The 24,641-nt window shown below is 38.8% G+C and carries 16 protein-coding genes, 2 tRNA genes and 1 rRNA gene; 7 read left to right on the forward strand and 12 right to left on the reverse strand.

The window, feature by feature from the left end; all coding sequences use genetic code 11:
- Nucleotides 1–18 precede the first annotated feature (18 nt).
- Nucleotides 19–417, forward strand: coding sequence for a VOC family protein (locus CDL10_RS08605; RefSeq protein ID WP_394363833.1), 399 nt, complete (start codon nucleotides 19–21; stop codon nucleotides 415–417).
- Nucleotides 418–524: 107 nt separating this feature from the next.
- Here the strand turns inward: CDL10_RS08605 and CDL10_RS08610 are convergent, their stop codons facing one another.
- Together CDL10_RS08610 and rrf are read right to left on the reverse strand one after the other, a co-directional pair.
- The gene (locus tag CDL10_RS08610) at nucleotides 525–1,601 is read right to left on the reverse strand and encodes an endonuclease/exonuclease/phosphatase family protein (protein WP_100678156.1); all 1,077 of its coding nucleotides are present in this window, start codon (nucleotides 1,599–1,601) and stop codon (nucleotides 525–527) included.
- Between the two features lie 413 nt (nucleotides 1,602–2,014).
- A 5S ribosomal RNA gene (gene rrf, locus CDL10_RS08615) occupies nucleotides 2,015–2,126 on the reverse strand.
- A 59-nt stretch (nucleotides 2,127–2,185) separates the two neighbouring features.
- Here rrf and CDL10_RS08620 point away from each other — a divergent pair.
- A complete protein-coding gene (locus CDL10_RS08620; RefSeq protein ID WP_100678157.1) occupies nucleotides 2,186–2,407 on the forward strand; it encodes a T9SS type B sorting domain-containing protein in 222 nt (73 codons plus the stop codon).
- Nucleotides 2,408–2,507: 100 nt separating this feature from the next.
- On the opposite strand, the gene galE is transcribed toward CDL10_RS08620, so the two are convergent.
- Nucleotides 2,508–3,515, reverse strand: a complete 1,008-nt coding sequence (galE, locus tag CDL10_RS08625; RefSeq protein WP_100678158.1) for a UDP-glucose 4-epimerase GalE — start codon at nucleotides 3,513–3,515, stop codon at nucleotides 2,508–2,510.
- Nucleotides 3,516–3,697: 182 nt separating this feature from the next.
- Here galE and CDL10_RS08630 point away from each other — a divergent pair, with 182 nt between their 5' ends.
- A complete protein-coding gene (locus tag CDL10_RS08630; protein ID WP_100678159.1) occupies nucleotides 3,698–5,095 on the forward strand; it encodes a sigma-54-dependent transcriptional regulator in 1,398 nt (465 codons plus the stop codon).
- A gap of 319 nt (nucleotides 5,096–5,414) precedes the next feature.
- On the opposite strand, the gene CDL10_RS08635 is transcribed toward CDL10_RS08630, so the two are convergent.
- From CDL10_RS08635 to CDL10_RS08670, 8 genes are all read right to left on the reverse strand, one after another.
- A tRNA-Asp gene (locus CDL10_RS08635) sits at nucleotides 5,415–5,488 on the reverse strand.
- Between the two features lie 68 nt (nucleotides 5,489–5,556).
- Nucleotides 5,557–5,630 (reverse strand) — tRNA-Asp (locus CDL10_RS08640).
- Nucleotides 5,631–5,787: 157 nt separating this feature from the next.
- Nucleotides 5,788–6,147, reverse strand: coding sequence for a thioredoxin (gene trxA / locus CDL10_RS08645; protein WP_262483261.1), 360 nt, complete (start codon nucleotides 6,145–6,147; stop codon nucleotides 5,788–5,790).
- 58 nt (nucleotides 6,148–6,205) lie between these two features.
- Nucleotides 6,206–10,708, reverse strand: a complete 4,503-nt coding sequence (gene dnaE, locus CDL10_RS08650) for a DNA polymerase III subunit alpha (protein WP_100678161.1) — start codon at nucleotides 10,706–10,708, stop codon at nucleotides 6,206–6,208.
- Nucleotides 10,709–10,965: 257 nt separating this feature from the next.
- The gene (locus CDL10_RS08655; protein ID WP_100678162.1) at nucleotides 10,966–12,363 is read right to left on the reverse strand and encodes a TolC family protein; all 1,398 of its coding nucleotides are present in this window, start codon (nucleotides 12,361–12,363) and stop codon (nucleotides 10,966–10,968) included.
- Nucleotides 12,356–15,499 (reverse strand): efflux RND transporter permease subunit, encoded by a 3,144-nt coding sequence (locus CDL10_RS08660; RefSeq protein ID WP_100678163.1) that lies wholly within the window; start codon nucleotides 15,497–15,499, stop codon nucleotides 12,356–12,358. The genes CDL10_RS08655 and CDL10_RS08660 overlap by 8 nt, the downstream gene beginning before the upstream one ends.
- Before the next feature lie 10 nt (nucleotides 15,500–15,509).
- Nucleotides 15,510–16,661: an efflux RND transporter periplasmic adaptor subunit gene (locus CDL10_RS08665; RefSeq protein WP_100678164.1), complete on the reverse strand. Its 1,152-nt coding sequence runs from the start codon at nucleotides 16,659–16,661 to the stop codon at nucleotides 15,510–15,512.
- Nucleotides 16,662–16,925: 264 nt separating this feature from the next.
- Complete coding sequence (locus CDL10_RS08670; protein ID WP_100678165.1) at nucleotides 16,926–18,977, reverse strand: dipeptidyl-peptidase 3 family protein; 2,052 nt, start codon at nucleotides 18,975–18,977, stop codon at nucleotides 16,926–16,928.
- A 326-nt stretch (nucleotides 18,978–19,303) separates the two neighbouring features.
- Between CDL10_RS08670 and CDL10_RS08675 the strand changes: the two genes are divergently transcribed.
- Nucleotides 19,304–20,566 (forward strand): MutS-related protein, encoded by a 1,263-nt coding sequence (locus CDL10_RS08675; protein ID WP_100678166.1) that lies wholly within the window; start codon nucleotides 19,304–19,306, stop codon nucleotides 20,564–20,566.
- Nucleotide 20,567: 1 nt separating this feature from the next.
- On the opposite strand, the gene CDL10_RS08680 is transcribed toward CDL10_RS08675, so the two are convergent.
- Complete coding sequence (locus tag CDL10_RS08680; protein WP_100678167.1) at nucleotides 20,568–21,425, reverse strand: helix-turn-helix transcriptional regulator; 858 nt, start codon at nucleotides 21,423–21,425, stop codon at nucleotides 20,568–20,570.
- Nucleotides 21,426–21,683: 258 nt separating this feature from the next.
- Between CDL10_RS08680 and hemA the strand changes: the two genes are divergently transcribed.
- The 3 genes from hemA (at nucleotide 21,684) to CDL10_RS08695 (ending at nucleotide 24,633) form a co-directional block, all read left to right on the forward strand.
- Nucleotides 21,684–22,910, forward strand: coding sequence for a glutamyl-tRNA reductase (gene hemA / locus CDL10_RS08685; protein WP_100678700.1), 1,227 nt, complete (start codon nucleotides 21,684–21,686; stop codon nucleotides 22,908–22,910).
- Entirely contained in the window at nucleotides 22,910–23,833 is a 924-nt protein-coding gene (gene hemC / locus CDL10_RS08690) for a hydroxymethylbilane synthase (protein ID WP_100678168.1), read from the forward strand. The genes hemA and hemC overlap by 1 nt, the downstream gene beginning before the upstream one ends.
- Nucleotides 23,834–23,958: 125 nt before the next feature.
- Complete coding sequence (locus CDL10_RS08695; protein WP_100678169.1) at nucleotides 23,959–24,633, forward strand: uroporphyrinogen-III synthase; 675 nt, start codon at nucleotides 23,959–23,961, stop codon at nucleotides 24,631–24,633.
- The last annotated feature ends 8 nt before the right edge of the window (nucleotides 24,634–24,641 follow it).

The following is a 24,641-nucleotide window of genomic DNA, read 5'->3' on the forward strand; positions in this document are numbered from 1 at the left end:
GGTTTCGCTTTTAAAACAATGACAACAGATAACAAAATCAGCAATAATATGAAAAAAGCAACAGGTATTGGCGGTGTGTTTTTTAAATGCAAAGACCCAAAGAAAATGACAGAATGGTATCAAAAACATCTTGGATTGGAAACAAATCCTTACGGAGCGACTTTTGAATGGTATGAAAAACCCGACAGCAAAACAAAAGCACAAACACAATGGACGCCTTTTGCAGAAGATTCCAAATATTTTGACAAGGATTTTATGATAAACTATCGGGTCGAAAATCTGGAAGCACTTGTAGAAGAATTGAAAAAAGAAGGCGTAACCATTGTCGATAAAATCGAAACTTACGACTACGGTAAGTTTGTTCATATTCTTGATGCGGAAGGCAACAAAGTACAGTTGTGGGAAGCGATAGATTAATTTTTCCAAAAACTAAACAACCATTTTTCAATACATTATATAAATAAGAAACACGAGAATATACTCGTGTTTTCGCTATTATTCTATAAAGCAATCGAGAATAAAAATTACACATCTTCTCTGTTGTCGCTTTCCTCTTCCTTGCCTTCTTCAATCAATTCGTTGACTTCTTGCATTTCGCCTTTTTCAAGGTTTTCTACTTCTTCTTCCTGCTCATCGGAATGACGGTCGATATGGAACGTGCAACCTATTGGAAAATGGTCGGAACCAACGGACTGATACGTAAAAAGTTCGTCGATAAAAACACCGGGACTGTGAAATAACAAATCTAGCGGAACACGGAAAAACCAGTATTTGGCGTGAAAGGTTGATATGACTCCCCTCCCGATACGTGCATCAATCAAACGACTCGTTTTTCGGAATAATACAGAAGATTTTGCCCAAGCCACATTGTTGAAATCGCCTGTAACCACCACAGGAAGTTTGTAATCTCTTACACGTTTTGCAACACTCAGTAAATCGCCGTCCCGTTCTTTGGAATTCACTTCTTCCGTTGGACTTGGCGGTGGCGGATGTACGCCAAAAAACACAAAACGGTATCCGTCCCGGGTTTCGAGTTCAGCTTCTATACTTGGTAAATCATCAGCAACGAAATAATGCGTTTGCACTTTGCAGACTTTCAGCTTGGTATAAAAGTGCATTCCGTAGGTGTTTTCCAACGTTACTTTTTCATAATTCGGATAATCTTTTTCCAAAACCCGCATCGCTTGTTCCCAATCGCTGTTGCTTTCCATCGTCAGGAAAATATCAGGTTGTTCTTGTTGAATCAAATTTACAAAACGTTGATATTCTGTATTGAACTGATATATATTGCAGGAAATAATCTTAATTTTATCCGACATATTTCCCGTCTGTTCAAACTTCGTTTTCCGCCAGAACTTCGTATAACGTATCAGAATAATCGCATGGTAAACTATCAGCACCACTTGTATTGATTGAATTATCCAAAACCATTGAGCATCTTTCACATAAAAGAAAACAGCAGTAAACACGATAATCTGCAATACAAAAATCTGCAATTTCATAAATTCGGACACACGGAACACCCAATGCTGATTTTGGATAAACGGCAGTACGCTCAGTACAATCAACAGTATCGATACTATCAGTAAAGCTATGGTCATATCACACAGATTTTCATTGTCTGATTTATTTATATTTATGAATAGACATTACCATCTATCTTAATTTTTAAAATATACATACCCCGGCATTAAATGAACTACATTTATTTTTATTGATTATTGGTTTTTCAATAAAAGTTTTCCCTAGGCTTCAAGCTCCATAATTTTTTGCTCGGGTGACTTTGGCATATTTAATGGTGTTTGGTTTTATCAATCAAAGATACCAAATTTTCAAAGTAATCATCAGATATTCGTTACTTTCTATAAAACAAAAAGTCCTTTACATTTCTGTAAAGGACTTTTAAAACAAGGCGGCGACCCGAGCTTGCGAATTGGCGAAGCAATCGACCGAAGGGACACGCCGTTCTTATAAAAAAAGAAAGCCTGTCTTTTTCAAGACAGGCTTCACTAAAACAAGGCGGCGACATACTCTCCCGCATGGTATTGCAGTACCATCTGCGCAATCGGGCTTAACTTCTCTGTTCGGAATGGGAAGAGGTGAGCCCCGATGCTATAACCACCTTAAGCTTTTCAGGCAAGAGGCATTAGCCATAAGGCATTAGCTTTTTACCCCCCATTAGCTATTGGNTATTTGGACCTTACAGAGCCAACCTGAGTCAAAAATTTATATCTTTGACCGTCATGGGAAGTTGTTGAAACAGATCAGTCCAAACGGCGAAGGCTGGGACGGTACATTCAACGGCAGAGAATTACCATCAACGGATTACTGGTTCCGGGTGGAGTACATCGAACCCAACACAGGATTACATCAAGAATTTAGAGGACATTTTACATTAAAACGATAAAATCGTTAAACCAACTCAATAAAACTAAAAGCTGCTCTGAAAAGAGCAGCTTTTTTGTTGGGTAAGAGTTATGGAAATAGGTTGTTGTTGATAAAGATATTTACAACAACTTTTTCTGAAATTCCCATGCTGTTTTCATAGATTCCTGTAACGAAGTTGTAGGTTCCCAGTTTAGTTTGTTTTTCGCCTGGCTGAAATCAGCATAGGCTTCCTGAATGTCGCCGGAACGACGAGGAAGAATATTGTAGTTGATTTTTAAGTTGTTAGCGTTTTCAAAAGCTTTAATTATTTCCAAAACAGTTGACCCCTTGCCAGAACCCAGATTAAAACATTCCAGATTCTTTTTATTCTCTTTGTTTAATAAATAATTTAAAGCTTTTACGTGGGCATCAACCAAATCGTTTACGTCGATATAATCGCGAATGGCTGTTCCGTCACGGGTGGTATAATCATTTCCGAAAACCCCTAAAGAATCACGGATACCAGCAGCTGTCTGGGTAATATAAGGGAGTAAGTTATTTGGAATTCCTTTTGGAATTTCGCCAATCAAACCAGATGGGTGAGCCCCCACAGGATTGAAATAACGCAATGATATGGCATTTTTTTGTTCGGCTTGTACGAAATCTGAAATAATTTCTTCGCCCATGTGTTTGGTTTTTCCGTAAGGAGATTCCGGTCTTTTCAGTGGGGTGTTTTCATCAATCGGCATTCGGTCTGCTTGTCCGTAAACAGTGCATGACGATGAAAAAATAAAATGGTCTGTTTCGGATTCGGTCATTGCTTCCAGCAAATTAATCAAACCCAACAAATTATTCCTATAATACATTAAAGGTTGCTGTACAGATTCGCCCACAGCTTTGTATGCCGCAAAATGAATAATTCCGTCCACAGATTCTTTTCTGAACAATTCTGTAACTGCTTTATTGTCCTTTAAATCAATCTGATAAAACTTGGGTGTAACGCCGGTTATTTTTGCTATTTTGCCTAAAAAACTTTTATCAGAATTAGATAAATCATCAATAATAATTACCTGAAAACCTGCTTGCTGCAACGCAACCACTGTGTGTGAGCCTATGTATCCTAAGCCTCCTGTGACTAATATATTCATAATCCAAAGATAAAAATAAAGATTAAATAAATCGTCTGATAAGTAAAATAGAGATAATTGTTTGTTAAATGTTGCAATGGAAAGTTCATTTTATCGTTTATCTTTTGAAACAAGGAAAAATTTGAAGTATTTTTACCTCATTCAATCAGACAATCCAAAAATACTATTTTTTGAAAAACACAATGGCTACAAATAATATATTAGTAATCGACGATGATGTATCGTTTTGCATGCTATTAAACACTTTTTTGACCCGAAAAGGATTTGCTGTTTCTACGGCTTATTCCATTGAAGAGGCGAAACAATTGTTTGACCAGACAAAGTTTCAACTGATTCTTACTGATGTCAGGCTGCCTGATGGCGATGGTGTGGAAATCCTTAAATATGTCAAAGAAGAAAATCCGATGATTCAGGTTATTCTGATGACGGGTTATACCGATATCAAAACGGCGGTAAACGCAATGAAACTGGGAGCATTTGACTATGTTGCCAAGCCGATAAACTCAGACCAGATTTTAGATACCATTCAGCAAGCATTATCGAAAAGTACCGATAAACGTACGGTTTCAGAACCGAGGACTGCTGCCAGAGAAAATTCATCTGAACAAGTGAGTAATGTGGATTATGTCAAAGGGAAAAGCGAGAAATCGAAGCAATTGCACCATTTCATTGACGTAGTCGCACCGACTAATATTTCTGTGTTGATTATTGGCGAAAGCGGTACCGGAAAAGAGAATATTGCTTATTCTATCCATAAAAAAAGTGAACGAGCACAAGCACCCTATATTGCAGTGGATTGCGGAGCTATTCCTAAAGATTTAGCAGCGAGTGAGTTTTTCGGTCATGTTAAAGGCTCATTTACCGGAGCGGCGAATGATAAAACAGGACATTTTGAGGCGGCAAACGGCGGAACAGTTTTTCTGGACGAAGTAGGTAATCTCTCTTATGATGTGCAGATACAATTGCTACGGGCGTTGCAGGAGCGAAAAGTGAAACCGGTGGGAAGTAGTAAAGAAATAGATGTGGACATTCGCGTGATTGCGGCAACGAATGAAGATTTGCAAAAGGCAGTGAGAGATGGCAAATTCAGGGAAGATTTATATCATCGGTTAAATGAATTTTCGATTCAGGCACCGCGGCTGGCGGAACGTAAAGAAGATATTTTGTCTTTTGCTGATTTCTTTTTGCATCAGTCTAACAGCGACTTGAACAAAAATGTCAGAGGGTTTTCGCCCGAAGTTCAATCGTTCTTCTTGGAATACGAATGGCCGGGGAATCTACGGGAAATGAGAAACATCATTAAGAGAGCCGTTCTTTTGTGCGTTGATAATGTGGTTGGCATCGATGTTTTGCCTTCCGAAATTTTTGACCGTACTAATGATTTTGACGATGAAGATATAGAATATGAAAGCAATTCTCAAGAAGATAATTTAAAATTATATTCCTCTAAAAGCGAAGAAAAAACCATTCGATTAGCGTTAGAAAAAGCCAAATTCAACAAAACCAAAGCTGCTAAAATATTAGGAATCGACCGAAAAACCTTGTATAATAAAATTAAATTGTATGATATAGAAGTTTAAGAGCCTGTTTAAATTTGTATTGTAAAAATGTTTATAGGTTATTTTTGAGGTAGAACAAGGCAAATTTTCAAAGGATAGCAGAGCTATCGTTTTAAAATTTAACGCAGTTATGACCAAAAAGAAGCATAAACAAATTATTAGATAAATTTTAAACAGGCTCTTTTTGCCTGAAATTTTCTATCATAATTGCACCACTTAGTGGTTGTTCATAATTCTAAACAGGCGTTAAATTACAAGTAATTTGAAAATTTTGGATAGCGTGTAAAACAAAAAAACCTGCAATTTCAATGAAATTACAGGTTTTAAAAAAATGTTTTTGCGGTCTGGACGGGACTCGAACCCGCGACCTCCTGCGTGACAGGCAGGCATTCTAACCAACTGAACTACCAAACCAAAAACAAAAAATTTTATAAATAAAAAGAGCTTAAAAATCCCTGACGAAACAGAGGTTTGCTACTTAGCGGTCTGGACGGGACTCGAACCCGCGACCTCCTGCGTGACAGGCAGGCATTCTAACCAACTGAACTACCAAACCGTTCGCTGTATAGCGGTGCAAATATATAACTGTTTTTTATTTCTACAAATATATTTATTGTTTTTTATGCATTATTTTTCATACGACCGGAATCACATAAAAAAAGTCGGAAAAATCAATGTTTTCCGACTTTTTTTATTCTCTCTGAATCTGACAATTACAACAAATTGTTGATAGCGTCCACATAGGTTTGTTTCGGTGCCACACCAACCTGGCGTGCAACTACTTCTCCGTTATGGAAAACCAAAACGGTTGGAATATTTCTAATCCCGTACTGTGAAGCAAAATCCTGGTTTGCGTCCACATCAACTTTTCCTACTACTGCTTTTCCGTCAAATTCTGAACTGATTTCCTCGATTACCGGTCCTAACATTTTGCATGGTCCACACCATTCCGCCCAAAAATCTACCACTACCGGTTTGTCTGATTTTAAAACTACTTCTTCGAAAGTAGCATCTGTTATTTCTAATGCCATAATTCTCTTATTTTGGTTATTTAACTCAACAAATTTACAGATATTTTCATTGAAAAACTACTCCCTTTAATAAGTTTTCATTATTCCACTATTGATTTTATCAATTAATCTCGAATGTTACGCCTAATTGTTCTAGCTCTTCCAGCAAATCTGTAGTAATGTCCACACGTGTATTCCGGCTTGGCATCACAATCTTGTTTTTAACTTTATATTCTACCGCCGGCTCAGCCACCATCACTTCTTCATTTTCGCTTGAATCTATCATATCATCTGGTATTTCCGGTATATTTGGCGTGATAGTTTGTGCAGAATCCAGTTCTGAAATTTCAAAAACCACCTTTCGCTTGCCTTTATTTTGCTCAAGCAAATCACGGATTTTTTCTAATTTTCCGGCATCAATCTCTTTGATATCCAGTTTCAGCATCAGTTCTTTGGCGTAATTTTCCATTACTTCATGCAACGATTTGATATCAACGATTTGCAATTTAGGTTCGCCTGGCTGCCCGGTACGTTTATCCGGCCAACCTTCTCTGACAATGGCTTTTACATACACAAAATTATTTTTGAACAGCAAATGTCTGTTTTTGAGATAATCGTCATTAAACAGCCGCAGCTGATAACTTTCGTCATATCCTTCGATGGTAAACATTCCCCACGCCTTGCCTTTTGCTGAAGTCCGATGATCTTCTTCGGTTATCATTCCTCCAAAACTAACGGTTTTGCCCAGCAATGGTTTTAAATCTTTCAGCGAAATGAGCTTAGTTCTGCAATATCCTTTCATCTCGTATTTAAAATCATCTAACGGGTGCCCGGAGATGTATATGCCGACAACTTCTTTTTCCCGTGCCAGTTTTTCCATTGTTCCCCATTCCTCACATTGAGGGACTTCAGGCTCGGGAATTTGCACTTCGCTTGCCTCGCCGAATAAACTTACCTGTGCCGAATTTTCATTTTCCTTAAATCGGGCAGCATATTTCAACACTTTTTCCAGAAACGGCACACCGTCATTTTCTTCATGAAAATATTGAGCCCGGTGTATTCCTTCAAAACAGTCGAAACAACCTGCCAATGCCATATTTTCAAAAGCTTTTTTGTTGGCAGCTCTCAAATCAATACGTTTTGCCAAATCAAATACCGATTTGTATTTACTGTCTGCACGGTTCTCTACGATAGTCTGCACAGCTCCTTCCCCAACGCCTTTGATTGCTCCCATTCCAAAACGGATTTCGTATTTGTCATTTACGGCAAATTTATATTGAGATTCATTGACATCGGGACCTAAAACCGCCAATCCCATACGACGGCATTCTTCCATAAAAAAGGTTACCTGTTTAATATCATTCATGTTATTGGACAGCACTGCCGCCATATATTCTGCCGGATAATGTGCTTTGAGATAGGCCGTTTGATACGCCACCCATGCATAGCAAGTAGAATGGGATTTGTTGAACGCATACGCTGCAAATGCTTCCCAGTCTTTCCAGATTTTTTCCAGTGCCTGTTCATCATGTCCTTTAGCTTTTGCCTGCTCGATAAACTTCGGACGCATTTTATCGAGTACGTCACGTTGTTTTTTCCCCATTGCCTTACGTAATACGTCGGCTTCACCTTTGGTAAAGTCTGCCAGCTTTTGTGACAAAAGCATTACTTGCTCCTGATATACCGTAATTCCATAGGTTTCTTCGAGATATTCCTGGCAAGCATCTAAATCGTAGGTAATTGGTTCTTGTCCGTGCTTACGGCGGATAAATGACGGGATATATTCCAACGGCCCCGGGCGATACAGAGCATTCATGGCAATCAAATCGGCAAAAACAGTAGGTTTCAGCTCACGCATATATTTTTGCATACCAGGGGACTCGTATTGGAAAATCCCGACGGTTTCCCCTCTTTGGAACAACTCATAAGTCTTGACATCATCAATCGGAAATTCATCTGGATTCAACACGTCGCCGGTACGCAAACGAATAATTTCACAAGTATCTTTGATTAATGTTAATGTTTTTAATCCCAAAAAGTCCATCTTGAGCAATCCGGCACTTTCCGCCACCGAGTTGTCGAATTGGGTTACATATAAATCTGAATCTTTTGCCGTAGTTACCGGAACGAAATTGGTAATATCATCTGGTGTAATAATTACACCGCAAGCATGAATACCAGTGTTTCTCAAAGAACCTTCGAGTACCTGAGCCTGATTGATTGTTTGTGCTTCCAAATCATCTTTCCTGGCAATCTGAATCAGCTCTTTAACTTTATCAAATTCTTCTGAACGCAGGGCTTTCTTCACTTCATCTTCCTGCTCATTCAGGAATCTTGCCAGATTCCACTTTGACGGCATCATACCCGGAATTAATTTTGCCAGTTTATCTGCCTCAAACAAAGGTAAATCCAGCACTCTCGCCGTATCACGAATCGCCGATTTGGTCGCCATTTTACCATAAGTAATAATCTGTGCAACCTGATTTTGACCGTATTTATCAATCACATACTGCATGACTTTTGACCGGCCTTCATCATCAAAATCAATATCAATATCGGGCATGGAAATCCTGTCCGGATTCAGGAAACGCTCAAAAAGCAAATCGTATTCAATCGGGTCTAAATTGGTAATTCCTAAACAATATGCAACCGCCGAACCTGCCGCCGAACCACGACCCGGCCCTACGGAAACGCCCATTTCACGAGCCGCTGCAATGAAATCCTGAACAATCAAAAAGTATCCGGGATAACCGGTACGCTCAATCGTCGCCAGTTCAAAATCTAATCTTTCAGAAATTTCCGGCGTAATTTCCTTATATCTTTTTTTCGCCCCTTCATAAGTGAGGTATCTGAGGTAGTTATTTTCCCCACGTTTGCCGCCGTCTTTTTCGTCTTCCAAATCCTGAAATTCTTCCGGAATGGCAAACTTTGGCAGTAATACATCTCTGTGCAGGGCATAAATTTCTATTTTATCGACAATATCTTGTATGTTGATGATTGCCTGAGGAAAATCACGAAAGGACGTTTTCATTTCTTCCGCCGATTTGAAATAATAATTGTCATTCGGCATTCCGAACCGGAAACCACGACCACGACCAATCGGTGTATCTTTCTTTTCGCCGTCTTTTACACAAAGTAAAATATCGTGTGCATTGGCATCTTCTTTTTCCGCATAAAAAACATTGTTGGTAGCGACAGCCTTTATGTCGTGTTTCACCGACCATTGCATCAACGTTTGATTGACTCTGTTTTCATCTTCCTGGTCGTGACGCATCAGCTCAATGTAGAAATCGTCAGCAAACTGGGTTTTCCACCAAAGCAAAGCTTCTTCCGCCTGTCTTTCTCCGATGTTAAGGATTTTTGACGGTACTTCGCCCTGCATTCCGCCGGTAAGCACGATAATATCTTCTTTATATTTTTCTACAATCGTTTTGTCGATACGTGGCACATAGTAAAATCCGTTGGTGTGTGCCAGCGATGTCATTTTTGCCAAATTGTGGTATCCTTTTTTGTTTTTAGCCAGAAAAACTACCGGGTAGCCGTTGTCTTTGACTTTTTTGTTGGTATGGTCTTCACAAACATTCAACTCACAACCAACGATTGGTTTAATTATCGCTTCAGTAGGTTCTTCCCCGGTTTCTGCCAACTGTTTGTTTTTCGATTCTGCAGATTTATTATGCGAAAGTATCGCACTGACAAACTGAAACGCTCCCATCATATTACCTAAATCAGTCATCGCCACGGCTGGCATTTTTTGTTTCGTTGCCAATCCGACCAACTGATTGACAGATATGGTGGATTGCAGAATCGAAAACTGGGTATGATTGTGCAAATGAGAAAACACCGCCGATTCCAATGCTTTTAAATCATTTTCTGATACTTCGATCATATCATCGGAAATGACTCCCGCTTTTTCTAATTGTTTTCGGATTTGTTCGGACTCTTGTTTGAGATTGATGTGTTTGAGTCCGATTAATTCAATTGATTTCGGATTGTTTTCTTTAAAAATTCTCAGAAAACCATTCGGTTGCTGCAATTCATCTTCGCTAAAAACTTCTCTACGCATCAGCTCGAAAAAACAGCGTGTGGTCGCCTCTACATCGGCAGTAGCATTGTGTGCCTCAGCAAAAGGTTGTCCGAATAAATATTCGTGCAATTCGGTCAAAGTCGGTAGTTTATACCGACCTCCGCGACCTCCGGGTAATTTCAGCAATTCTGCGGTGGTTTCTGTACAAGTGTCCAAAACCGGTTTTTCAGTCAGCGTATTTTCAAAGCTTTTTCTGTAAAACTCGCACCCCATAATATTTACGTCGAAACCTACATTTTGCCCAACAACAAACTTTGCTTTTTGCAATGCCTGATTGAATTCGCTCAAAGCAAAATCTAAATCAACACCTTTTTCTGTCGCTAAAAGTGTAGAAATTCCATGTATCCGCTCGGAATCATACGGAATATCAAAACCTTCAGGCTTAATCAGAAAATCTTTGTGTTCAACTACACGTCCCATTTCGTCATGTAACTGCCAGGCAATCTGAATACATCTCGGCCAGTTGTCCGTATCTGTGATGGGTGCGTTCCAGCTCTTGGGTAACCCTGTAGTTTCGGTATCGAAGATTAAATACATAGTTTTATTGTGAATTTTCAAAGTATAAGAGCCTGTTTAAAATTTATCTAATAATTTGTTTATGCTTCTTTTTGGTCATAACCGCTTTAAATTTTAAAACGATAGCTCTGCTATCCTTTGAAAATTTGCCTTGTTCTGCCTCAAAAAATAACCTATAAACATTTTTACAATACAAATTTAAACAGGCTCTAAATTTACAACAAAAAAAGCAGTAGAAAAATTCTACTGCTTTTAAATATGCAAGTATTTGAGTGGCATTAATTTACGCCACCACCCAAAGATTTATACAATTTTATTAATGCGAGATGCTTCGCCAACTGTGTATTTACAATACTCAATTCGGCAGAAAGCTGACTTTCTTTGGCGGTCAGCACTTCAATATAACTCGCCATACCGTTGTTGAGTAGTTCTTCGGAATATTCTACTGCATCAGAATATGCCTTAAACTCTTTCTCTTTTAAAGACAATTTCTTTTCGTTTGACTGAAAAGTGTCCATTGCATCGGATATTTCCTTAGATGCCAGCAATAACGTTTGCTGATAGCTGTACAAAGCTTTTTCCTGCTCAGACAAGCTTACTTCATATTGTGTTCTTATCTGGCGTTTGTTGAAAATCGGCTGGGTCAATCCGCCCAACACATTTCCGAACAGCGAGCCTACATCAAAAATTTTGGAAAAATCAACTGTCTGGAATCCGCCCGTTGCCGTGATATTTAACGTCGGAAAAAAGTTTGTCCGGGCCACATTAACCTGTTCAAAAACATTACGAAAAACCATTTCTGAAGCGATTACATCTGGTCGGTTAAACACATATTCCGTCGGTACTTCACGAACCAAATCTGTCGATATTTCGCCTGAATAAGTAGCCGACCTTTCTACTTCAGAAGGCATTTTTCCTAACAAAATATTGAACGCATTTTCCTTCAGCTTAATGCTGTTATTAATATCAATAAGCAACGATTGTGCACTGAGCCATTGGGCTTCAGCCTGTTTGACAGCTACTTCGGTAATCCGTCCTGATGATTTTAGTGCCTGATTGGTTTCAACGCTTTGTTCACGATTGGCGATGGTCGCTTCAGCAATTTTTTTCTGTTCGTCCAATGCTAATAATTCAAAGTAAGTCGAAGCAACCATGGCAATCAGCTCGGTTTTCACTGCCTGATGAGCCGCAAGGGTTTGCAGATAAGATGCCTCAGCCATATTTTTCTGACTGGTAATTTTTCCCCAGATGTCCGGTTCCCAGCCTACTGTCGCTGTCAAATCATATTGGTCAATATGCCGCCTTTGTCCTATCAGACTTCCCATCATGGTATTAGTTGAATTGACCGAATGAGAATAATTTGCCCCTACGTTCAAAGTTGGCAAATAGGCAGCTTTTCCTTGCATCAAATAGGCTTTGGATTGCTCAATATTCTGCAAAGCGATACGAATATCATTGTTATTGCTGAGAGCTGTCCGGATATGTTCCTGCAAATAACTGTCGGTCAGGAATTCCTGCCAGGCAACTTGTTTGGGTAAGCTGTCCACAAAAGTATCTGTCAGGAATCCGTTTGGTAACTCCGGTTTTTGATAACTTTTTGTAGCAACACACGACTGTAATCCTACAACAATTATCAGTAATAATATATATTTTGAAAACTTATAAAAACTATTCATTATCAACGGGTTGATTAAATTTGACAGGTTTAATTTTCTCTTGTAAATACTGGAATATCACATACAAAACCGGAATAACAAACACTCCGATAATAGTACCTGCCAATAATCCGAAAGCAGCACCAGTTCCGATTGAACGGTTACCAATAGAACCTACTCCTCCGGCAAAAACCAATGGCATTAATCCTAATATAAACGCAAATGATGTCATGAGGATAGGACGTAATCTCGCCTTGGCTCCTTCAATAGCCGCTCTTGCGATGGTATCTCCCTGTTGGCGGCGTTGCAAAGCAAACTCTACAATCAGAATAGCATTTTTCGCCAATAATCCTACTAGCATAACCAATGCAATCTGGAAATAGATGTTGTTTTCCAAACCTGCCAGATATTGGGCTAAGAATGCCCCCATTACTCCTGTCGGAACAGAAAGTAATACGGCGAACGGCAACATATAGCTTTCATATTGTGCAGCCAAAATGAAATATACAAAAACCAGACACAAAAAGAAAATCATTACGGTTTGCGAACCTGCGTTGATTTCTTCACGAGTTAGTCCGGAAAAATCTATACTATAATTACGCGACAAACTGCTCGAAGCCACCTCCTGAATTGCCCGGATAGCATCGCCCGAAGAATACCCCGGACTTGGTGCACCCGAAATATTTGCCGACGTAAACAAATTGAAACGGTTTATCGACTGCGGACCGTAAACTCTTTGTAAATCTACAAACTGACTCAATGGTGCCATCGCTCCGCTCGCTGTTCGTACAAACATACTGTTCAGGCTTCGCTGGTCGGTTCTGCTTTCGGGCGGCGATTGTAACATTACCCGGTATTGTTTACCGAAACGGGTAAAATCTGACACATAATTTCCTCCGATATATCCCTGCAATGCAGAAAAAATATCCTGCACGGAAACTCCTGATTGCTTAGCCCGCACAACATCTAAAATAATTTCATACTGAGCATAAGATGTATCAAATGAAGTCTGAGCATACATGATTTCCGGTCTTTCAGTCAAAGCCTGAATATAATCATGAGCTACCTGGTCAAAATCTTTAATATCGCCACCACTGCGGTCTAACAATTTCATATCAAATCCGCCGGAAAAACCGAATCCCGGAATACTTGGTGGCTGGAAAAATATCATTTTTGCCTCAGGAAAATCTTTATTTGCTATAGCAAACAGCTTTCCGATTACAGCATCTGTAGAAGTTTCTTCGGTGGTTCGTTCTTTAAAATCTTTCATCCGTACCATCATGAATCCGTAGTTGGACCCTGCTCCGGATATCAAACTTCGTCCGGAAATCACAGTAACAAATTCCACGCCCGGAAGTTTTTCTGCTCTCGCCGAGAAATCTCTCTGCAGTTGATATACCCTATCCATTGATGCTCCTGAAGGCAACTCAATATTCCCCATGATAAATCCTCTGTCTTCACTCGGTACAAAACCGGAAGGCATGGCTTTATTGGTCAAATAAATTGCTGCCATACAGCCTAAAAGAATTAACCCCGTAACCCATTTGTGACGGAAAAGGAATCCGAATGCCCGACCGTACTTTGCCGTCATTGCATTGAATGCGGTATTAAAACTATTAAAAAACTTTCTGAGTAATCCTTTTTGCTTTTGTTCATCTTCGTGATGAGGTTTCAGAAACAAAGCACACAATGCAGGGCTCAGCGTCAGTGCATTAACTGCCGAAATAGCAATCGCAACAATTAGTGTAATCCCGAATTGCTTATAAAAAACTCCCGTCGGACCAGTAATAAACGTTACCGGAATAAATACCGCACACATTACTAAAGTAATGGATATAATCGCTCCGGATATTTCACTCATCGCACTTTTAGATGCCGTCATGGCATCTTCGCCGGTTTTTTCCATTTTGGCGTGAATCGCCTCGACGACGACAATTGCATCGTCCACAACAATACCGATTGCCAGGACTAATGCAAACAATGTCAGAAGGTTAATCGTAAACCCGAAAAGATTCAGGAAGAAAAAAGTTCCGATAATAGATACCGGCACAGCAATAAGCGGAATCAATGTGGAGCGAAAGTCCTGCAAAAACACATATACTACTATAAAAACCAATATAAAGGCTTCGATAAGCGTGGTAACCACTTTGGATATGGACGCATCAAGGAATTCATTCGAGTCCATATTGATTCGGTATTTTATTCCTTCCGGTAAATTTTCGCCTATTATTACCAATTCATTTTTAACCTCTTCAATAATTTCGCGGGCATTGGAACCAGGTGTTTGATATATTGCCATTGACACCGCTTGTTGCCCGTCCAATTCAGCACGCCCGGCGTAAGTTTGTGAGCCCAACTCAATGTCTGCTACATCTTTCAGCCTCAACACCTGACCATTTGCCAATGATTTGATTACAATATCTTCATATTGAGATTCGGTTTGATATTTACCGCTATAACGGATTATATACTGAAAAGCTTCTCCGGAATTTTCTCCCAACTGACCGGCAGCTGCTTCCAATGATTGTTCATTAATCGCTGCGGAAACATCAGCCGGAACCAATCCGTAGTTTGCCATTTTAACCGGGTCGAGCCATATTCTCATCGAGTAATTTCTCGCACCGAAAACATTAGCATCTCCTACTCCGTTGATACGTTTTATTTCCGGAATAACATTGATATTCAAATAATTCTGAATATAGGTATCATCATACAAATCACCATCAGCATAAAAAGAAAGGAACATCAACGAACCTCCTTGTTGCTTGGTGGTTGTTACTCCTGAACGGGTTACTTCTCCCGGTAGTAAAGGTGTTGCTCTTGATACCCTGTTTTGCACGTTTACTGCAGCAATGTCGGGGTCAATTCCCTGTTTGAAAACCACTTGAATCGATGCTGAACCGTCATTACTTGCCGTGGAAGTGATATAATCCATTCCTTCTACCCCGTTGACCTGTTCTTCAATAGGAATAACGACACTGTTCAACACCGTTTGAGCATTCGCTCCCGGATAAGAAGCCGAAACCTGTACCGACGGCGGTGCAATATCCGGATATTGTGTGACCGGTAATGTGCTTAACCCTAATATCCCCAAAATCACAATAATGATAGATATTACGGTAGATAAAACCGGACGTTCTATGAAAGTTTTAAGCATAATTCACTCTTTAAAATACCGGATTAATAGATTGTACTACCGAATCGAAATCGACTTTTTTAGGCTGAATAGCTGTTCTGTTTCTCAGCGTCCCCAAGCCGGTAATCACTACCTGCTCACCGGGTTCTATACCCTGATTCACTATCGCTGTGTTGTTTATCCTGTCCTGAATATCAACGATTGTGGAAACCACGGTATCATTAACCACTTTATACACCAAAAACTTCCCTTGTTGTTCAAATGTGGCAACTGACGGAACAGCAACGGCATTGTCATAAACTCTTGGCAACATGACCAAACCACTGTTTCCGTTGCTCAGCATATTGTCCGGATTCGGGAAAGAAGCTCTAAACTGAACTGTTCCGGTAGCCGGGTCTATCTGTCCGCTGATGGTTTCTACTTTTCCTTCGTGCGGATAAACAGAACCGTCAGCCAAACGAAGTTTTACTGATGGAATATTCTTTATTTTTTCAGACAAACTTTTACCGTCCAGCTGATTAAGAAACTGAATATATTGTTTTTCATTCATCGTGAAATAAGCATAAACCATGCTTATGTCTGCCACGTTAGTAAGTGGTGTCTGGTCTGAAGGTCCAACCAAACTCCCTTCTCTGAATGCTATCCTACCAACAACTCCGTCAATCGGGCTGCGTACAATAGCATAATCCAGGTTGGCATTGGCATTCTGATAATTGGCCTTCGCCTGTGCCAGTCCGCTTTTCGCTGAAGCCAGATTCGCTTTGGCAGTTTCCAGTTGAATACTGCTGATGATTCCTTTTTCTACCAATGGTTTTAGCTTATCTACCTCTACCTGAGCGACGTTTACATTCGACTCAGCAACAGCAATTCCTGACCTTGCAGCGTTGGCAGTTTCAGCAAAAGTGTTTGCCTCTAACTGAAACAAAGGCTGTCCTTTTTTTACTTTCTGTCCTTCATCGACATACACTTTCTGTACATAACCCTGAATTTTTGCCCGGACATCATTGTTGATTTTCCCTTGAATATTTGCCGGAAAATCCTGATAACCGGTTACCGTTCTTGTCGCTACCTCAACCACTTCCAACTGAGGGGCAGGCGGAGCCGATGCTTGTTGCTTTTCTGCACACCCGACCATGGCGAATAAAGCGGAAACAAGCCCTAATTGCTGTATATATTTGTTCATAAATTATTGGTTTTGTTTAAGAATATGCTCACCAAACATATTCTTATTTTACTTAACGGACAAAATTAACCATTGCTAATGGGGAAAAATAAGTTCTTGTATTAATTTTTTCTTAATAAAGATAATCTAAAGACCTGTTTTTAGACATAGTGAATCGTTTATCATTCTGAAAGAGTAAAAACCCGAGTTTTCGAATTTTAGGCAGTTTATAAGTGCATTCACAAACCAATAAAAAAACCGGCATTAACCGGTTTTTATTTCAATTTAATTTTCCAAAGGCAGAAAACTGTAATTCTTAGAATAATACAGCATTTGTTCTGCAAAAGTCTGCGGATAGGTAACCACGATATCCACAATATTTCCGTCTTTGTCAGTCATCGGATAAAGCACCGGATTCACAAATCCTCTGTATGGTGGTGTATCGAATTTCTTATTTCTTTCTAATACTTCTCTATGTAATTCCTGGTCAACTTTTACCCCGTAATTTTCCACCAACAATTTTCCTGCTTCATAATCCCCTTCGGATTTAATACGTTGCACTTCTCTGAGCAACTCCCCGAAAATCTCATGTAGCTTGTCATAATCATTAATTTTGAAATAGGTTTTTCCGTCTTTCTTAATCTTTTCAATCACTTTTTCGTCCTGACCTTTTTCAAACGCCCACGCACTTACCCATTGTCTGTTTCGCATGTGTGCCTCCTCGATGTCATTTCCCGGTTCAATACGCACCAACTGGGTCATCAAGCCATTTCGGATATAATCATTATAAGCGGCTTTTGCCATACTTTTCCAATCGTCAACCAAGCCTAAAGTCTGTATTTTTTCATTATACAAGAAATACAAAGCCACCAAATCGGCACGTCCTTCCTCCAAAGTTGAAGCATAACTTTTCAACGTTTCTTTCGGTGTTCCCACACCCGGATTAAGTTTTCCGGATGCATGTCCTATCACTTCATGCAAAGCCGTGTGCAACTTATCGGCAATTTCGCCATATTTTTCAGTAAGCTGTACTTCCTCGTCATCAAAAGCAAATTCTTTCAGTTTTTCGCTTCCCCCGGTTTTGTTGTATGCTTCAATAATATTCCCCAACGAAACTGATTTTGAACCATGTTCAGCACGAATCCAGTCTGCATTAGGCAGATTGATACCGATTGGTGTCGATGGTGAACAATCGCCTGCTTCAGACGCTACCACTACGGTTTTATAGGAAATCCCGACCACATTTTCTTTTTTGTGCTTGTCCATCAACGGCGAATGGTCTTCAAACCATTGGGCATTTTCAGACACTACTTCCATTTTGGCAGACATATCAAAATCTTTGATTTGCACCGTACTTTCAAAAGTTGCTTTATGCCCCAGCGGGTCGTTATACACCTCGATAAAACCATTGATATAATCAATATTTCCTTCTGTAGCGTTTACCCAGGCAATGTTGTATTCGTCCCATTTTTCCAAGTCTCCAGTTTTGTAATAGTCAATCAACAGCTTGAGTGCATCAGCCTGAGCTCCATTTTCTGCTACCTCAACTGCTTTTTCCAGCCAATAAATCACTTTGTCGATAGCTGCACCATACATTCCGCCACTTTTCCACACTTTTTCCTCGATTTGTCCATTGGCATTACGAATCAGTTTACTGTTCAAACCCCAGGACAATGGTTTATCCGGGTTTGGATTTTGCTTGGCGGAATAAAAATCCTCCACATCTTTTGCCGTAATATTTTTGCCATAAAAATTTACCGCAGACCCCTGTACCAATCCTTTAGATTCATCGAGATTCACTTTTTTCGCATCAACATCGTTAAACAAAATTTCCACAATTGTTCCGTCCAAGCTGGTTTTAGTGGCTGCTAAAAGTTCTTCCAGATAAGTCTGAGAGAAATCCGGCTTGATTTTATCGTTGGAATAATGATGATGTATGCCGTTTGAAAACCACACTCTTTTCAGGTATATTTCGAAGTTTTTCCAGTCTTCGGTGGTTTTGTCGCCGTCATATTTCTGGTAAATATTTTCCAGTGCCGCCCTGATTTTAAGGTTGTGTTTATAGTTTTGGTCCCAGAAAATATCCCGACCTGCATAGCCTGCTTCGGATAGATAATATACTAATTTTTTCTCTTTCAGGGTTAGTTTGTCCCAGCCTGGCACTTCATAATTAATTACCTGGATATCAGCAAATTTCTCTGTCTGAAATTCTACAGATTTTAAGCTATCCACTACTGCTTTCATATTGTCATCGATTTGGGCGTTTTTTTTGTCTGAGCAAGAAGTAAAAGTCATTGCCCCCAGCAAAATCGCCAATGCTACTGATTTTTTATTCATGATTATTATGCGTTTTCATTACTTATCAAACAAATATACAAAGAATTCGGCTAACTGATTCTTTTGAACTCGTTTTTGGTTTTTTAGCACAAAGTATCTACACCAATTATATTACCCGTGAAAAAAGTATCCCAACATAAAGGCGTTAAAATGCTTTTCTTTCTTAAAAAAGTAATTACTTTGTGATTATAAAATTTTTATATGGAAATTCCTATAATCAATATCTGTTTCCAGAAAAGGCTGAAAAAAGTCTTTCAAACAAATGCATCAGAGCAACGACGATAAATTGCTTATCGAAGATGTTTTGATGATGAAACTTATGTAGCATGAATAATCTGAAAGACCTGAATATCGAAAAAGAAATTTTGCCTTTGTTTGACCATTCGCTGAATGCGTTTGCAAAGAAAAAAATTCTGGATATTTTATCTAATCCGTTATCTTCGGTAGGAGAAATTACCCAACGCCAAAACATACTGAAAGGATTTGCCGAAAACCATAAAATCCTGAAAGATTATTCCTATACTGTTTTGTTCGTGAATGAGGTTTATTTCTTTCTCAATAACGAAAAAATCGAAGATTTATCTCAAAAGAAATGGCGGTACAAACTATTCGCGTCCCGACAAGAGAAAACAAAATACCTCAGCAAATTCAATCAGCTTATTTTATTCTTTTTCCGGTTAGAATCGAGATATTTCACAAGGTTAAATTTAGAATCTTTTCCTAAAGAATACAGTTCGAGCATTCAGCGTATTTTACATTTTTTATCTCTTTTTGAACTGTATAAATATGAATATATTATCCGTGAAAAAAGATTACAAGACAAACACATTATCGAACTAACGAAAAAAGTCGCCAACCTTCAAAAAGAGGAATTAATTCAAACTTTTTGGGAAGATTTTTTTCTGTTTGAAGCCTATCTTTCTATTCATTTCAGCATACTGAATAATGATTTTTCATTTCCGAAATTTACTGACAACTCCATTAAATTATCCGATTTTTACCACCCGTTGCTGACTAATCCTGTAAAAAATAATTTTGAAACCAACCGTCGTGTAATCGTAATGAATGGTCCGAATATGTCAGGAAAATCGACTTTTCTGAAAGCAGTAGCACTCTGTGTGTATTTTGCTCATTTGGGAATCGGAATTCCGGCAACGACGGGTGAAATTCCGTTTTGTGATTATTTTTCCATAGAAATAAATCGGCGCGACAACATCATGAATGGTTACAGTCATTTTATGACCGAAGTTTTACATCTCAAAAATGTGATTGAACAGGCATCTTCGGGCAAACGATGTTTTGCGGTCTTTGATGAACTTTTTAACGGTACCAATGTCGAAGACGGTTTTGAAATTTGTAAAACAACTATCAACGGATTAAGCAAATTTGACAATTCGTTTTTCTTTATTTCCACACACATTCAGGAATTAAAAAACGTCACCAACGAGCAAACGGCTAACTATTATATTGATTGCAAGTTAATTAACAACAATCCGACTTTCACTTATCAACTAAAAAAAGGCTGGTCTGACATCAAAGTGGGACGAATTTTGTTTGAAAAAGAAGGCTTGAATAAATTACTCGAATAATCTACCCTGTTACTGACATCAAATATTTTTTCGGCGTGGTACCATATTTCTTCTTAAATGCTGATATAAAATGACTTGCAGTGCTGTACCCTACTCTGTTGCCGACTTCATTCACATTGTATGTACCTGTGTCGAGTAGTTTTTTGGCAATGTCCATTTTATATTCAAACAAAAAGCCATACACCGTATCGCCATACACTTGTTTAAACCCCTCTTTGAGTTTTTTAACGTTAATCCCAACCCGGTCTGCCAATTCCTGCAAAGTCGGCGGTTCGGTCATTTGATGCACGATAATATCTTTTGCCTGTTTGATTTTTTGCACCTGGTCATCGTCATTAATGAACGGACATTTGTCCAACAAAACGTCGTCGCTGGTGTTGAGCAACAAACTGAAAAGCTCGTATATTTTGGCTTTATAGAACAATTTTTGTACCGATTGATGCAAATTAAATTGCAAAATCTGATGAAGCACCACCATCATTGAAGCGGTAATTTCGTCTTTGGCATAATGCTTTTTGTCGGTATTGATAAATGAAATCAGATTGGCTTCGTCCGAAAACAATCCGTGAAACCGCTGGACGGAAATAATCACAGAAACCAGCCAAGAATGCGGTTCAAGCTGCAAATGCACTGGCAACGCATCTTTCGGGTTATACAGCGTCAGTCCGAAATTTTCTTCTAAAGGCATTTTGTAATTTCCTTCATTAAAAAGAAACAAAGCCTTGCCTTTCAGCAAAAAGTGAAACTGAATAAATCCTAAAGAATGATTGCGTATAATCGTTTGTTTTTCATCAGTATCATTTTTGATTTTCAAACAAAATATACCTTCATCAACAGCATAAAAATCATTGGCACTCATAACGACATTTTTTTAAGTTTTCCGGAAAAGCATATTGGTTTTTGCTATTTAAAATTATTCTAAATTACAAACCCTTAAACTCGCTTATATCCAACAAAAGTAAGCTTTTTCGGATTAATATCTTCTATTTTTGGACTAAAAAATACAAAGCGTTATTATTAGTCCCTACAGCGTTATTTTTTATTTACAGGAAATAGTAGCTTTGTCTTGTTTTTGGATAAAGTAAATCCAGATTATTTATTTAATGCCAACAAAAATATGACATTTTACGTTATAGGAATCAGTTACAAAAAAGCCGATACTTCAATGCGGAGTAAATTCAGTTTGTCCGAAAACAGGATAGATAATTTGCTCAACGACGCACAGCGACAACAATCTGGTTCCATGATGGTTATATCGACTTGTAACCGCACCGAAATATACGGTTTTGCCGAACACCCGTTTGTGTTGATTTCACTTTTGTGTCAGTACAGCAACGGCACTGTTGATGATTTTCAACAAGTGGGTTACGTGCACAAAAATAACGATGCTGTTGCTCATCTTTTTATGGTCGGAACCGGTATGGACAGCCAGATTTTGGGCGATTTTGAAATCATCGGTCAGCTCAAAAAATCGTTCAGGCTTTCCAAATCAAAAAATCTTATTGATAATTACCTCGAACGTTTGGTTAATGCAGTTATCAAAGCGAGTAAACGCATCAAAAACGAAACCGAAATCAGTACCGGAGCGACTTCTGTAGCTTTTGCCTCGGTTCATTATATCCTGAATAACGTCAAAAATATCAGCGAGAAAAATATTTTACTGTATGGCACCGGGAAAATCGGTCGGAACACCTGTGAAAATCTGGTTAAACACGTTCCGGAAAACCATCTGACCGTTATTAACCGAACGTTGGAAAAGGCGGAAGAAATTGCTCAAAAGTTACAAATCGAAGTGAAACACCATGATAATCTGGTGCAGGAACTGGCACAAACCGACATTTTGTTTGTAGCAACCGGAGCGAACAATCCGACTATCACTTTAGATAATTTACCGAAAAACCACCCGATGACTATTCTGGATTTGTCTATTCCGAAAAATGTACACGAATCTGTTAAAAATCAGCCTGAATTTCAGGTAATTGACCTGGATATTTTATCTCAAATGACCGATGATACGCTGGAAAACAGAAAAAAATATGTTCCGCAAGCACTCGAAATCATTGATGAGCTGAAATCGGAATTTATCCATTGGGTTGAAGAACGAAAATTTGCCCCTGCAATTCTGGCTCTGAAAAACAAATTACAGGAAATCAAGGAAAATGAACTGAATTATCAGAGAAAGAAAATTCCTGATTTTGACGAGCAGCAAGCCGAAATTATTTCCAACAGACTCATTCAAAAAATAACCACCCATTTTGCGAATCATCTCAAAGACGAAACCACCGACGTGGACGAAAGTATGGCATTGATTTCGCAGGTATTTCAACTACAAATAACCGAATAATGAACAAACCTATTCGCATCGGCACACGCGATAGTGAACTCGCCATGTGGCAAGCCCAAACCGTTGAAAAATTACTGACAAATCTCGGACACAACGTGACTTTGGTTCCGGTCAAATCTACCGGAGATATTATTCTCGACAAACCTTTATATGAATTGGGCATAACCGGTGTTTTTACCAAAACGCTGGACGTCGCCCTACTCAAAGACGAGATTGATGTGGCGGTTCACTCGATGAAAGACGTACCTACAGCCTTACCGCAGGGAATCACGCAATCTGCTGTGCTTCAACGAGGAAACACAAAAGACATTTTGGTTCATAAAGGTTTGCTACCCGAAAAAAACGCACCTTATAAGATAGCAACCAGTTCGCTACGCAGAAAAGCCCAATGGTTGCACAAATTTGGCAATCACGAAGTAGATGATTTGCGTGGAAATGTCAATTCAAGATTGAGAAAATTAGCCGAAAGCGACTGGAACGGAGCGATTTTCGCCTCAGCCGGATTGGAACGCATCAATCTGTTGCCACAGGATTATACCGAATTGGACTGGATGATTCCCGCACCGGCACAAGGAGCAATCGTGGTAGTTTCCAGAACAGATGATGCTGAATTGTTGGATATTTTATGCCAAATCAATGATATAGAAACAGAAATTACAACCTATATAGAACGACAGTTTTTACGAACTTTAGAAGGCGGTTGTACAGCACCAATCGGTGCTATTGCTCAATACAACGAACACGACGATACCATTCATTTCAAAGGAATTTTACTTTCGTTAGATGGAAAACAAAAGTTTGAAATTCAAAAAGATGTTCCGATTGACGAATGGAAAAAGTTAGGTTTCTTCGCCGCTAAAGAAATTTTGGAAAATGGTGGCGAAACTTTGATGAAGGAATTAAAAGAACAATTAAAGAAGTAATGTTTTTTGTTTGTCATTCCGAACTTGTTTCGGAATCTTATAAATTTATCTGAATAGATAATGAATGAGAAGCTGAAACAATTCCGATAGCTATCGGAACAGTTTGACAAAAAAACGCAAATAAAATGAAATCCAAAATCTGCATATTATCAACAAAAAAACTCAAAAGCAATCAAAAGAATTTTCTATTGAATGCCGGTTTTTCTATTGTTGAGGCAGATTTTATTAAAATTTCCATACTCCCATTTCAATTAAAAAACACACCAACTTTGTTGTTGTTCACTTCACAAAATGCTGTACAAAGTGTATTAAACAATGAAAAAGTCGATGATTTAAAAGAAATTTCGGCTATTTGTGTAGGAATAAAAACCAAGCAACTTTTAGAGAAAAATGGTTTTCGTGTTTTGGCAATGGAAGAATACGCACAGCGATTAGCACCAATTATTCAGAAAGATTTTTCTAAAGAGCATATCGCTTTTTTTGCGGGAAATTTAAGTAGAAATGTTTTACCTGATGCTATGAACCAAACCAACATTGATTTTGATGAATATTTAGTCTATCAAAACGAAGAATCTTCCGTTAAAATTGAAGCAAAAACCGATGGTATTCTGTTTTTTAGTCCGTCGGGTATTAAAAGTTATTTAAAACAAAATACAATTACCCATCAAATGTGTTTTTGTATCGGCACAACCACCGCCGATGCGTTGAAAGACATCACAAAAAACATTGTAATTGCTAATCAACAAACGGTAGAAAATGTAATTATTCAATGTATCAATTACTATAGCAATAAGCTTTAGGCAGAACG

The organism is Avrilella dinanensis, from assembly GCF_002807015.1.
GTDB classification, from domain to species: domain Bacteria; phylum Bacteroidota; class Bacteroidia; order Flavobacteriales; family Flavobacteriaceae; genus Flavobacterium; species Flavobacterium dinanensis.